Source organism: Chryseobacterium vrystaatense, from assembly GCF_000737765.1.
GTDB lineage: Bacteria > Bacteroidota > Bacteroidia > Flavobacteriales > Weeksellaceae > Chryseobacterium > Chryseobacterium vrystaatense.
The window spans coordinates 211,265-224,280 of the sequence record NZ_JPRI01000006.1; the positions used below are offsets into that span (position 1 = coordinate 211,265).

The following is a 13,016-nucleotide window of genomic DNA, read 5'->3' on the forward strand; positions in this document are numbered from 1 at the left end:
CCTCTTTAATATTGTGCATTTAAAATAAAGAATGATACGATCCCTACCCAGAATAGAAGACCAACACCATACGTTATTGTTGTTAAAATCAAAGATTTTTGGAAACTGACTTTTTGTTCCGAAAGCTCCCAGATTCCCCAGGCAAGAATCCCCCAATAAAACAGCTCAAACAAATTGACCAACTGTAAAGGATAGGCAAGCCACTTTTCCGTAGACAGATATTCTTTAATGTTTAATAAAGAGATGGGATAATAAGTCTGAAGGTTCTCAATGGTATAGTCTGTATCGATCCAATAAAAATTGACAAACTTATAGAATCCCGCGATGATAAATACAGATTCAGCAATTAAAACAAGACTTATAAAATCAGAAAAGGTTATGTTTTCTAACCCCGGTAAGTCCAGGAGTTTAATAAAATTGAGACAGAAAGCAACGAGTAGAACTTTTATTGCAATAAGTAATGGTGTTGCAGCATAGCTTATCCACCACCATTTTTTCTGACTGTCCATATAGTTTTGTACAATATCATTAGGATAATCTTTGGCAAGAAAATCAAATATTTTGGAACTGGTGGTGATATAGGTTTTATCCAGATAGGTGAGCAAAAAATAGCACAAGACGATACCTATGAAAAGGAGAATGTTTTTCATCTTTATTAAATCGATTATAATTAATAATAATTAAAGGCGAACTTCTTTGCTTATACCAAGAAGTCTTTGAGTTACCGGAAAAAATCCTAGGTATTTAAGGACAGATCTTATCTTTAGCAGACCTCCAATTTAAGAGTGATCATTAATTCTTTTTTTGGAAAAATTACTGGCTTTAGAAAGAATCAATATTTTTAATGATTTGAGACTTTTATTAAAAACATTAAATAATCTTCTTTCGTAAAAACTGTTGATTAAGATCCTATCTTTTTCACAGATAATGACTATATATTCCTGATCTTTTTTTACAGAAATCTCAAAGATATATATCCCTGCAATACTGCTAGATTGGTAAATATTTTTTTGCTTAGAAGCAATCTCTTTAACCACAAAATCGTTTTCTTCAAACCCTAAGTGGGTGGTTACTGTTGTAAAGAATCTATGATAGATAATCAGGATAAGATAACCGAAGGGAAGCAAACATAATAGAGTGCTAAAGCCAAAGTCTTGTTTTATAATTGAAATGGCAGGAAAAATAAGCAGCAATAAAAAATTAAACAGTAAAAAATACTCATTCACAGAGAACGGTAAAAAATATCTTCCAAATATTTTTCTTATTTTCTTTTTCTTTGTATAAAGCTCTATGTAGTTCATCTTAAATGATTTTTTGAAATTAAACAACAATCTTTATAAAAATAAACATTGTTGCTGATTATTTAGAATTAGTCACAGTATAACATTCCTATTCCAAATACAAAAATACCAGCCTCACCAGCTAAAGCTGCCATTGCAGCTAAAGTACCTGCATATCCCCATGTACATTTTGGTCTTCCACCTTGCAAATTTTCCATTTGCGAAACATTTAACTTTTTCATGTTTTGAATTTTTTGAATTATTAAAAAATTTTTTGCCATATAATCCCTGGCATGGGCTTTTGCTGATCAGCGGTATTTATACTTTGTACTGTACACATACAAAAAATAAACATTTGTGTTTTTACCTGAAGCAGACTTATGCTGAAGGATAAAAATTTCAAAAGTTTTTACCCTTAAATTGATCCTTAAATTACTAAGGTTAGGAGATAAGGGTTTTTAAATCATTGATTACAGGTATTTTGTAAATAAAGTATACATTCGTTATGCAGGATAAAGTTTTTCAAACTGTTAAATGAGCAGGCAAAAATGTTTAAAAATGATATATTAAAAATGAATTTTCGGAATAAAACTTATTTTTCAGTTATTTTGTTATACCCTAATATCCCTAAAAGCAAAAAAAGAGTATAACTTATAATCCTATCTGTTTCAATAGGTTTCCTCATAAATAATAAATAAATGATCATAATTGAACAAAATGCAAGGTATAGGATATGAATATTCTTTCTCATAATTTTCTAAAAATTAAATAGTAAAAAATTGGTGCTGTCTAAAATCTTGACAGCACCATCATTAATTAAAAGCCACAACTGTGATAAGCTAGAAGAGCCCCAAAAAAAGTTATAGAAGTAGCAAGCCCATATCCACAGGCTACTCCATCAAGAAAGGCATCCCAGTCACCTTTGCCTCCTTCTATTTTTTCTAATATTTCTAAATCTAATGTTTTCATAATATTCATTTTTTAAGAATCTCCGTTAATACATAAAGCCAAGGCTAATAATGACAGCCCTCCGGTTGCTGCAAATCCTCCGATTGCAATTCCAACACCTACACCACAGCTAAAAGCTGTTCCGGGATTTGCTCCCTTTAAAACTTCCATTTGCGAAACATTTAATGTTTTCATCTTTTTGAATTTATAAGTTAGTAAATAATCATTTGCCATACAATCCCTGGCATGGGTTTTTTGCTGATCAGCGTTATTTATACTTTGTATTGTGCACATACAAAAAATAAACATTTGTGTTTTTACCTGAAGCAAACATAAGAGGTTGAATCAAGTTTTTTGGAAAAAAAAGCACTTAAAAAGTACTTAGATTATCTCAGGGTTTATCTCAGGCTTTTTTAACGTTTGATAATCAGTAATTTATTAGATTTTAGTAATCATTCTTAAATTCTGATAATGTTCAAGAGTGAGAAAAAAAGATTAGATTTTCTTTTAGATTATTAGAATATATATGTAATTTAGAACTTTAAATAGTAAGATATAAAATGTTGTTAATCAGTGTTTTGTATTTTTATTTTTTTTCTTTGAAAGATACTAAATATGTAATTTTTTACTTTGTAAATCACTAGGATATGAAAAATTTAAATGAGACAGAGAGGTTTCACCTAAAATCAATTTTAGCGAGGGCTTTTATCAATAATAAATCTGTTAATTATATTCTTAAGAGGAAGCATGACATGTCATTAATATTACGACTTATGGATTATTCTATCAATAAGGCTAAAAGATATGGATGGGTCTGGGTAAATGATCAAAATAATGCGTGTTGTATCATTTTAGATCCTTTAAAAACAAAGAAAATGACTCTCCACTCTATATGTTTAGATATCAAATTAGTTTTTACTGTTGTTGGTGTAAACAATGTTGGCAAAGTATTTAAAAAAGAGAATCTAACAAATAAGTATCTTCCCAAGAATATAGATTTTGTACATCTTTGGTTTATAGGAGTTGAATCTACAGTGCAAGGGCAGGGATTTGGAAGTGATTTTTTAAAACAAATAATAAGTTATTATATAGATAAGACAGATGCTATTTGTTTAGAAACTTCTACATTAATTAATATCCCTTTTTATGAGAAACTAGGCTTTGAGATTTATCATGTTGAAGATTTTGGGTTTGACTTCTATTTTTTAATAAAATATTTGAAATAAGATGTTTGGCTCAGAGATAAAATTTGTCACATTTATATATATATGTACGTTGCTATTTATTTTGGTGATTGTATTCGTAGGGATTTTAAAGACTAAAGGCAATAAAAATTTTAATTATAAGTTTTTCCTTTTAACATTGTCTGTTTTATTGAATAATATTAGTTCTGGATTATTTCCAGATAAAAACCTGAAAATAAATATTCTTTCCCAAAATATTATCGCGTATACGATTGGTTTAGTTACAATTGCGTATTATGCCTATTATCTTTCCTTATATTATAATTTGACATTCAGGAGTTATTTAAAGTTTAATTATATAATTATTTTTCTATCAGTAAATCTAGTAGTAGGTTTTATAATTCCATATACTATTACTGATAACCTACAGATTTCACGTAGAATATTTCTAGTATTCCCAGTTTTATTGATCTTTTTGCTATTATACATTATCTACAAAAGTCAATTTAGTTCCTATTTTGGATTTAAAAATAAGTATGAGGAGTTCCATTCTTTAGCTGGGTTAGCCGGTATTATTAGTGTTGCTTCAGTGCCTATTACTATGCTGTTATTAGGAGATGATCAGACAGTTGAACAAACTCTATTTACTTTGGGGTATTTTTTTATCTGTATAGAATATTTTTTATACAAAAATTCTATACAACAAGTTTATTCATATGATCTTACTGATAGGGAATCAGAAATTTTGAATTTGATTATAAATGATAAAAAAATTAAATATGCAGAGATAAGTATTAAACTTAACATTTCAGAGAAAACTGTATCAACTCATTTATCCAATATATATAAGAAAGTTGATGTTAAAAGTAAAAAAGAACTAATAAAAAGAATTAATGAAAAAAATCTTTAGGGCTTTAGCTGATGATGGATATTTATTTTTTGTAGCGTGCACATACAAAAAATAAAAATGTGTTTTTTTACCTGAAACAAAAATAGACTGTCAAAGAAAAAATTCAAAAGCTTTTACCTTTAAATTGTCAAAGCTACGAAGTAATGGAGGTAAATTCCTGATAATAGGTGTTTTGTATAGTGAATAGTCATGCAGAATGCTGGCAGTCAAATCTATTTTTACTGTGTATTTTTACCATCTATGAGTAACATGATGAGCAACATAGATAAACATATAACAGATGTAATAAGCAATTGATTTTGTGTAGCACTCAAAAAAGGATATAATCTCTGGGTGATGATACCTATTGATACGATTACAAATAAAACCATAACAATAATTTTTAATATTTTTTTATTGATATTTTTTAGATGGAGTTGGATTGTGATTAGTAAATGAAAAATATTTAAACATCCAGAGCATCTCTGTAGGATTTACTCATTTCTTTGATTCCTTTTTTATTCTTGATCCCTAATTTTTTATAAATATTAGATAAATGAGCTGAAAGTGTTCCTTCGGAAATATTAAGTGCCTGACACAAAAAGGTGAGGAGCTGTAAGGATCTCATAAGTTTCATTAACGGAGAGGAATGACTATAAAAAAACCTCATTAGAAAAATCTAACGAGGTTTTTTTTATTCGATACTGAAGATGACCCGCTCGGTCTGTTCCTTGAGATCCTCCAGATTGGTGTTATTGTAAATAAGACAGTCTGCGAGTTTGATCTTATCTTTTTCAGGCATCTGCTTTTCCATAATGGATTCTACTTCGCGATAAGTTTTTCCGTCTCTGTCCATTACCCTTTTGGTTCTGATGTTATCCTCTGCGGTCACCAAAAGAGATTTGTAGCACTGCTTGTTGAGTTTTAATTCAAATAATAATGCAGTTTCTTTGAAGACTAAATATTTAGTCTGTTTCATCAGCCAATTTTCAAAATCAATCTTTACAGCTGGATGAATGATTTCATTTAATTCATGCAGCAGGTCTTTATCAGTAAAAACTTTTTCTGCTACATACTTTCTGTCATAAAGGCCATTCGCATCATAAGCTCCTTCGCCCAGTAATTCTTTGATCTTGATCTTGAGGTCTTCACTCTCATTGACAATGGCTTTAGCCCTGTCGTCGGAGTAATAGACAGGAAACCCGAACTCTTCTATAAAGTGGGCTACGGTAGTCTTTCCTGAACCTATACCACCGGTAAGCCCGATGATCTTGGGTGATGGTTCCGGTTCTGCTTTCTGTGTTTCTGAATGTAATTCTTCCATAATCAAAAATTAATATCCAAATACATCATTAAAACTGTGAATCTGATCCAGTCTTACCCCTTTCTCAGTCATTTTAAGACTTGCCAGTTCGTTGTGGGCATCGTGTTCAAAGAACAGTAGATATTCATTGTCTACACACTGCTTCAGGAATTTTCCTTTTTCTTCCATGGTAAGAAGCGGTCTTGTATCGTATCCCATTACATAGACCTGGTTGATATGTCTTGCAGTAGGAATAAGGTCTGCAGCGAAAACGATAGTTTTTTCCTGGTATTGGATGACAGGAAGCATTTGCTTTTCCGTATGTCCGTCTACGAAGATCACATCCATTTTTAGATCCGGAGCAAAACCATAGTTTCCGGTAGTCGGAAGGGGTAGAAAGTTTAGCTGCCCGCTTTCCTGTATAGGCAGGATATTTTCCTTCAGGAAACTTGCTTTTTCTCTGGGATTGGGTTCTGTAGCCCATTGCCAATGGTTTTCATTGGTCCAGAAATGAGCATTTTTAAAAGCAGGTCTGTATCCTGTTCTTTCATCATTCCATTCAATGGCGCCACCGCAATGATCAAAGTGCAGGTGAGTAAAAAAAACATCAGTGATGTCTTCTTTTACAAAGCCAAACTTTTTAAGGTTTTTATCAAGACTGTCATCTCCCCAAAGCGAATAATGCCCGAAAAATTTGTCGTCCTGTTTATTGCCAAGACCGCAATCTACAAGGATCAGTTTTTTGCCGTCTTCTATAAGTAGGGATCTTGTTCCCAGTTCAATTAGGTTTTTTTCGTCTGCAGGATTGGTTTTTTCCCACAAACTCTTTGGGACGACTCCAAACATGGCACCGCCATCCAGTTTAAATTTTCCACATTGTATTGGATATAGCTTCATATATATTTTGATTATTATTTTCTTATTAATTTCATCTTTTCGGCAATCTTTCTGCCGTTCTCATCCGAATTCTCAAGCTCTGAAATGATATTTTGAAAATCATGCTCCTTTCTGTTCTGAGAGAGTTTCTGTTTGATGAATATTTCTGTCGGAATTATTTTCAGCCCGAAAGCACCTTTCATTTCTTTTTCCACAAATTCCTTTCCCATATCTTTTACCATCACCGGACATTTCTGGAAATTTTCATATTTGGACGTTAGCTTATCCAGATGCTGATAAAGTTCTCCAGGATTCATGAGCTGTACTGTTCCATGAATCTGTACGGCTTCATAATTCCATGTCGAAACATTCATGTGATCATACCAACTGCTCGAAATATAGGCATGAGCCCCCAGAAAATCACAGAGAACTTCATCCCCGTCCTTTAATGTTTTGGCCTGAGGATTGGCTCTTGATATGTGAGTTTCCACATACATATTTTCAGGATCATCTTCATTAAGAATCATCATCGAATGAGTTGCCCTTATTTTTTCAGCAGAAGAAATAAGTAAGGCAAAAGCATTTTCTCTGATAATTTCTTTCATCAGGTCAAAATCTTCGCTTCTGTATAGTTTTGGAATAAACATACAATATTAAAATAATTCTCCAGGACTTTTCGGTCTGGATATGTTTAAATGCTGGTAAGCTTTATCGGTTACTTCTCTTCCTCTTGGTGTTCTGATAATAAATCCTTCCTGGATCAAAAAAGGTTCGTAAACCTCTTCCAGAGTTTCAGGGTTTTCAGCAATTGAGGTAGCCAGCGCTGAAATTCCTACAGGCTTTCCTTTAAAATTTTCAATCATCACACGCATGATTTTATTATCCATTTCATCCAGGCCAAACTCATCCACATTAAGAGAGTTCAATGCATATTTTGTAATATTGATCTCAATTTCTCCGTTTCCTTTGATCTCAGCAAAATCACGTACCCTTCTTAGCAAAGCATTCGCAATCCTGGGTGTTCCCCGGCTTCTTCTGGCGATTTCTATCGCTGCATCTTCATAAATCTTAATTCCTAAAACCCGCGAACTTCTCTGAATGATCATCGATAAAAGCTCTACAGAGTAGTATTCAAGCCTGCTTTGAATCCCAAATCTTGCCAGCATGGGCTTCGTCAGCATACCACTTCTTGTTGTGGCTCCTACCAGCGTAAAAGGATTCAGCCCGATTTGAACACTTCTTGCATTAGGGCCGGTTTCCAGCATAATGTCAATTTTATAATCCTCCATAGCGGAATACAGGTATTCCTCCACAATAGGAGATAAACGGTGAATCTCATCAATAAAAAGAACATCATTCTCCTCCAGATTGGTAAGTAAACCTGCTAAACTTCCCGGTTTGTCCAAAACCGGACCGGAGGTAATTTTACAGCCTACACCAAGCTCATTGGCAATGATATTGGCTAAAGTTGTCTTACCCAGACCTGGAGGACCATGCAAAAGAACATGATCAAGAGCTCCACCCCTTTTTTTGGCAGCACTTACAAAAACTTCAAGGTTTTCCAAAGTCTTTCTCTGCCCCGCAAAGTCCTTAAAACTCTGGGGACGGATCTGCTCTTCCTGCATTAGCTCTTCCTGTGAGTAGTTTTCCCTGTCTGGATGTAAAAAATCTGGCATTAATTCATTTCATTTACCTCAAAGATAACAAATTTAGACTAAGGTTAAGGTTTAGACTGAGAAAATTCAGGGATTGAAAAAAGCCTGAGATAGAGGCTGAGGTGAAGGTAAAGGCTAACTTGGATTTAGAGGATTAATTTATTTTAAGTATTTTTGAGAGTAAATTAATTATAAACAAGCGGTAGCTTAATCTTAGATCAATGAAGTTAATAGGACCCTTTAAACAGATAGTAACGTTAGCAGACCTTCCACTGAGAGGAAAATTATCTGATGAACAATTACAAGTTATTACGGACGGAGGAATTGTAGTAAATGACGGTAAAATTCAGAAAATCGGAAACTTCGAGGTATTGAAATCTGACCATCAGAATATAGAGGTTGAAACCATTGATGGAGAGCAGATTGTTCTTCCGGGATTGGTAGATTCTCATACCCATATCTGTTTCGGAGGAAACCGGGCTAATGATTTTGCAATGCGAAACGCAGGGAAGACCTATCTGGAAATTGCTGAAAGTGGGGGAGGAATCTGGAGCTCTGTACAGCATACAAGAAATGCTTCAGAAGAAGAATTATTGAGAACGCTACTGGAAAGAATAAAGTTTCTGATCTCATTAGGAATCACGACCATTGAAATAAAAAGTGGTTATGGATTAGATGTGGAAAATGAGTTGAAAATGCTCAGAATAATAAAAAAAGCACAGGGACAGACAAAAGCCAAGCTGGTTCCTACCTGTCTTTCTGCACACCTGAAACCAAGAGATTTTGACGGAAGTAACGTAGAATATCTAAACTATATCCTTACCGAAATCTTACCTAAAGTAAAAGAAGAAGAGCTTGCTGCCCGAGTAGATATATTTATTGAAAAATCAGCGTTTCAGCCGGAAGAAAGTAAAGATTTTCTTCTTAAAACTAAAGACTTAGGTTTTGATATTACAGTTCATGCAGACCAGTTTACACCGGGAAGTTCAAGAATTGCAGTCGAAGTGGGAGCCAGATCAGCGGACCATCTGGAGGCTACGATTGATGAGGATATTGAGTTTTTAGCACAGTCAGATACAGTCGCTACAGCATTGCCGGGGGCCAGTTTAGGATTGGGTGAGAAGTTTACACCTGCCAGAAAATTACTGGATGCAGGGGCGATCGTGGCTATTGCCAGCGATTGGAATCCTGGTTCTGCGCCCATGGGCAATTTAATTACTCAGGCTTCAATTTTAGCAACGTTTGAAAAATTAACTACCGCTGAGGTATTGGCAGGAATGACATTCCGTGCAGCTTATGCACTGGGTCTTGAAGACATAGGAAAACTTGAAAATGGTAAGAAAGCAGATTTTGTGACTTTTAAAACCGATAATTTTCAGAATGTCCTTTACAACCAGGGGAGCCTGAAAGCAGACCGTGTTTACATTGATGGAAATAAAGCAGAGTAAGTATGGGGATTTTTGATAAGATTCTGGGTAAAAAGAATCCGGAAAAGCAGATAGGAACTTATAAAGAGTTCTGGGATTGGTTTTTGACAAAAGAAAAAACTTTTTTTGAAGTTGTTAAAAACAGAGAACATATTGAAGAGCAGTTTTTTGATATCATGGCTCCTGAACTTTCTAAGATCAATGACGGTTATTATTTTCTGGCAGGAATGTGTAATGAAAATACCGCAGAGCTTATCATTACCGTAGAAGGCGATGTCAAAAAAATGATTTTTGCTGAGGAACTTGTTGCGGCAGCTCCAGAGATCGAAAACTGGAAGTTTACCGCCCTGAAGCCCGAAACAAATATTGAAAATGTAGGCATTCGGATGAATGAATGCGAGTTTACAAAAGACAATATTTACTTCTATTCCAATGAAATAGAAGGCTATCCCGATGAGATTGATCTGGCTTTTGTATATGAAAATTTAACCGAAGAAAACAAAGGTTCAGCTACAACCGGAATTTGTATTTTTCTGGATAATTTCTTAGGTGAGTTGAATTTTGCCACCCAAATCGATACCTTTAGCATTATCGGTAAAAATGAAGCGGAGAAAGAACTGGTTCCTATAGAAAAGTTAAAGGAATTTCTTCTTTGGAGAGAAAGAGAATTTACCGAAAAGTATAAAGACCTGCAGACTTTGGAAAATGAAGATCAGTTTTCTCTTCTTGAGGCAACTTTAGAAAATGGAATGCCCCTCATGGCGACAGTGAATGCTTCTTTGTTAAAGTACGATGCAAAAGCGTCATATCCATGGATCTCAGTCCTTAAAATATCCTATGACGGAAGCAATAATAATGGTTTTCCGGAAGAAAAGGATTACAATACCATGAACATTATTGAAGATTATGCAGCAGAAATTCTGACTCCTGAAAATGGTCATCTGTATATAGGGAGAGAAACGGCAGACAGCTGTAAAAGTATTTATTTTGCCAGCAAAGATTTCAGACAGCCCTCAAAAGTTTTTGATCAGATCATCAAAGACAACCCTCAATATAAAATTTCACTGGAAATTTATAAAGACAAATACTGGCAAAGTTTTGAACACTATAACGTAAATTAAAGCAGATTTTTAGTAAGTCAGGGAAGACGAATGAGACGGTAAAACAACCCTGATTTTTATTTTTTTATATAAGTTTCCTTATATTGTGCCCCCGTTACTGTTGAATCTTTGAAGAAAACAGTAACTTTCTATAGTTCTTAAGTACACTCCTTGATAAGGAAAATAAAACAGTCATATTATTCTTTGAGTACTTCTGCCAGGGCTATGCCAGGTGTCTGTCAATATTAAAATACGAAAAAATAAAGGTGATGAAATTTAAAAATCTAAAGTCTACTTTCAATAAAGGTGTTACTGTCCCAAGTCTCATTTTTATTATCGGAACATGTTTTCTGTCTGCTCTGTATCCCAAGCCTACAGAAAATATTTTAAATGAGATTAAACAGTTTATATTTATTAATCTGAATTGGGTGTATGTCTGGGCGGTCACTTTATTTGTGATCTTTTTAGTGTACCTGTTGTTCAGTAAATATGCGAACATAAAGCTGGGTGCTAACGACAGCAAACCCGAATACTCTTTTTTTTCCTGGATTTCAATGCTGTTTGCAGCAGGAATGGGAATCGGCCTGATTTATTTCAGTGTGGCAGAACCTATGCAGCATTATTCTTCCGAAGTTTTTGCAGATAATCATTACGTGAGCAGAGCAAAGCAGGCCCAGTTATATACCTTTTTTCACTGGGGAATTCATGCCTGGGCTATTTATGGAGTGGTAGGGCTTTCCCTTTCTTACTTTGCGTACCGATACAGACTTCCGCTTTCATTAAGAAGCTGCTTTTATCCATTGCTGAAAGATAAGATTAACGGCAAATGGGGAAATGCAATTGATGTATTTGCGTTATGCTGTACTTTCTTCGGGCTTACCACTACTTTAGGATTTGGAGTGGTACAGATCAGTTCAGGATTAAATATTCTTCACATCACCGCGGAAAACAGTTTTACCAACCAGGTGATTATTGTTATCAGTCTTATCTCGCTTTCCGTTTTTTCTGCGATCAGCGGAGTGGATAAAGGGGTAAAGATTTTAAGCAATATCAATGTAATGAGTGTTATCGTACTCTTACTTTTTGTACTGATATTAGGCCCGACGGTCTATTTGATAGGAAGCTTTACGGATGGATTGGGAAACTATATCAATAATTTTTTCAATCTTACTTTCAATACCCATGTTTACGAAAAAAATGCATTACCATGGTTTTATGACTGGACTATTTTATACTGGGCCTGGTGGATTTCATGGTCGCCTTATGTAGGATTATTTATCGCAAGAATTTCCAAAGGACGCACGATCAGGGAATTTATTCTTGCAGTTTTGGTACTTCCTACATTATTCAATTTTATCTGGATGTCGGTATTCGGGAACAGTGCCATATGGTTCGATCTCAATGTGGCCAATGGAAAATTAAGTCAGATGGCCTCTGATCCCGATGCATTGATGTTCCGGTTTTTAGAATATATGCCTTTGTCAACCCTGACCGGCTTTTTTGTTATCGCCATCATTATTATTTTCTTTGTCACGTCAGCCGATTCGGGAATATTTGTGATGAATAGTATCGCAACTAAAAATTCCAGTAAATCTCCCAAATGGCAGATTGTGTTCTGGGGGATTTTGCTCGCTGTACTTTCTCTTTTACTATTAAACGCTGGAGGATTAAAGGCGCTTCAAAGCATGACTTTAATTACGGCATTACCCTTTTCAATCATTGTACTTTTATTTATAGTCAGCCTGATGAAGGGACTTATGATCGATCAAAAATATTACGACACTAACTTTTCTGCTTCAACCGTTCCATGGTCCGGAGAATTTTGGAAAGAACGTTTAAAAAATATTGTCTCCTTTAAAGATAATTCTTCAGTAGATCATTTTATTCAGATAAAAACAAAAGAAGCCTTTACCGATTTGCAGCAGGAGTTTGCGTCCAATGGGATTGAAGCAAAAATAAATCATTATGAAAATCCTGTCAGAACAGAAATAGAGATTCATCAGGGAGTGGTCAATAATTTTATTTATGGAGTTGAAAATAAAATAAAAACTGTTTCTGAATACATGATCAATGAAGAAAATCTTCCGGATTTGGATGACAAGAAAACCCATTATCCACGATCTTATTTTGGAGATGGAAGGGAAGGGTACGATGTGCAGTACTTTACAAAGAATGAACTGATTTCAGACGTGCTCAAGCATTATGAGCGATTCCTGGAAATTGTGTCAGAAGAGCGCAATGAAATGTTTATCAGCAGTAATGCCAATCAGAAAAAAGAATGATTTAAAGGCAGTATATGACATGAATGACGCATGTCATAGAACGTTTTTGAAATTGTACATACGAGCGTTTTA

The 13,016-nt window shown here is 34.4% G+C and carries 15 protein-coding genes; 5 read left to right on the forward strand and 10 right to left on the reverse strand.

Translation table 11 applies throughout. The features are described 5' to 3' along the window. Positions 1-5: 5 nt before the first annotated feature. The 5 genes from IW16_RS16690 to IW16_RS26680 form a co-directional block, all read right to left on the reverse strand. Entirely contained in the window at positions 6-650 is a 645-nt protein-coding gene (locus IW16_RS16690) for a hypothetical protein (protein ID WP_131327922.1), read from the reverse strand. Between the two features lie 129 nt (positions 651-779). Continuing rightward, complete coding sequence (locus tag IW16_RS16695; protein ID WP_131327923.1) at positions 780-1,328, reverse strand: hypothetical protein; 549 nt, start codon at positions 1,326-1,328, stop codon at positions 780-782. 41 nt (positions 1,329-1,369) lie between these two features. Then, positions 1,370-1,498 carry a hypothetical protein gene (locus IW16_RS27100; protein WP_262485514.1) on the reverse strand — a complete coding sequence of 43 codons (129 nt, stop codon included), beginning with the start codon at positions 1,496-1,498 and terminating at the stop codon, positions 1,370-1,372. Between the two features lie 598 nt (positions 1,499-2,096). Continuing rightward, entirely contained in the window at positions 2,097-2,249 is a 153-nt protein-coding gene (locus IW16_RS26675; RefSeq protein WP_165571989.1) for a hypothetical protein, read from the reverse strand. Positions 2,250-2,261: 12 nt separating this feature from the next. Then, positions 2,262-2,423, reverse strand: coding sequence for a hypothetical protein (locus IW16_RS26680; RefSeq protein ID WP_165571990.1), 162 nt, complete (start codon positions 2,421-2,423; stop codon positions 2,262-2,264). Between the two features lie 452 nt (positions 2,424-2,875). Here IW16_RS26680 and IW16_RS16705 point away from each other — a divergent pair, with 452 nt between their 5' ends. Both IW16_RS16705 and IW16_RS16710 read left to right on the forward strand, forming a co-directional pair. Then, positions 2,876-3,454 carry a GNAT family N-acetyltransferase gene (locus tag IW16_RS16705; RefSeq protein ID WP_034746816.1) on the forward strand — a complete coding sequence of 193 codons (579 nt, stop codon included), beginning with the start codon at positions 2,876-2,878 and terminating at the stop codon, positions 3,452-3,454. 1 nt (position 3,455) lies between these two features. Further along, entirely contained in the window at positions 3,456-4,322 is an 867-nt protein-coding gene (locus IW16_RS16710) for a response regulator transcription factor (protein WP_034746819.1), read from the forward strand. A gap of 445 nt (positions 4,323-4,767) precedes the next feature. On the opposite strand, the gene IW16_RS26175 is transcribed toward IW16_RS16710, so the two are convergent. The 5 genes from IW16_RS26175 to ruvB all read right to left on the reverse strand — a co-directional run bounded on the left by IW16_RS26175 (position 4,768) and on the right by ruvB (position 8,156). Beyond that, positions 4,768-4,929, reverse strand: coding sequence for a LuxR C-terminal-related transcriptional regulator (locus IW16_RS26175; RefSeq protein ID WP_117590660.1), 162 nt, complete (start codon positions 4,927-4,929; stop codon positions 4,768-4,770). Positions 4,930-4,995: 66 nt separating this feature from the next. Further along, positions 4,996-5,625 carry a dephospho-CoA kinase gene (coaE, locus tag IW16_RS16715; protein ID WP_034746822.1) on the reverse strand — a complete coding sequence of 210 codons (630 nt, stop codon included), beginning with the start codon at positions 5,623-5,625 and terminating at the stop codon, positions 4,996-4,998. A 9-nt stretch (positions 5,626-5,634) separates the two neighbouring features. Then, on the reverse strand, positions 5,635-6,501 hold the full coding sequence (locus IW16_RS16720) for an MBL fold metallo-hydrolase (protein ID WP_034746824.1): 867 nt from the start codon (positions 6,499-6,501) through the stop codon (positions 5,635-5,637). A gap of 14 nt (positions 6,502-6,515) precedes the next feature. Further along, positions 6,516-7,127, reverse strand: a complete 612-nt coding sequence (locus IW16_RS16725) for an FMN-binding negative transcriptional regulator (protein WP_034746827.1) — start codon at positions 7,125-7,127, stop codon at positions 6,516-6,518. 6 nt (positions 7,128-7,133) lie between these two features. After that, positions 7,134-8,156 carry a Holliday junction branch migration DNA helicase RuvB gene (gene ruvB, locus IW16_RS16730; protein WP_034746830.1) on the reverse strand — a complete coding sequence of 341 codons (1,023 nt, stop codon included), beginning with the start codon at positions 8,154-8,156 and terminating at the stop codon, positions 7,134-7,136. A gap of 200 nt (positions 8,157-8,356) precedes the next feature. On the opposite strand from ruvB, the gene hutI reads away from it, so the two are divergent. From hutI to IW16_RS16745, 3 genes are all read left to right on the forward strand, one after another. Continuing rightward, complete coding sequence (gene hutI, locus IW16_RS16735; protein WP_034746834.1) at positions 8,357-9,583, forward strand: imidazolonepropionase; 1,227 nt, start codon at positions 8,357-8,359, stop codon at positions 9,581-9,583. A 2-nt stretch (positions 9,584-9,585) separates the two neighbouring features. Further along, positions 9,586-10,683 carry a DUF695 domain-containing protein gene (locus IW16_RS16740; protein ID WP_034746837.1) on the forward strand — a complete coding sequence of 366 codons (1,098 nt, stop codon included), beginning with the start codon at positions 9,586-9,588 and terminating at the stop codon, positions 10,681-10,683. A 248-nt stretch (positions 10,684-10,931) separates the two neighbouring features. After that, entirely contained in the window at positions 10,932-12,944 is a 2,013-nt protein-coding gene (locus IW16_RS16745) for a BCCT family transporter (RefSeq protein ID WP_034746840.1), read from the forward strand. Positions 12,945-13,016 lie beyond the last annotated feature (72 nt).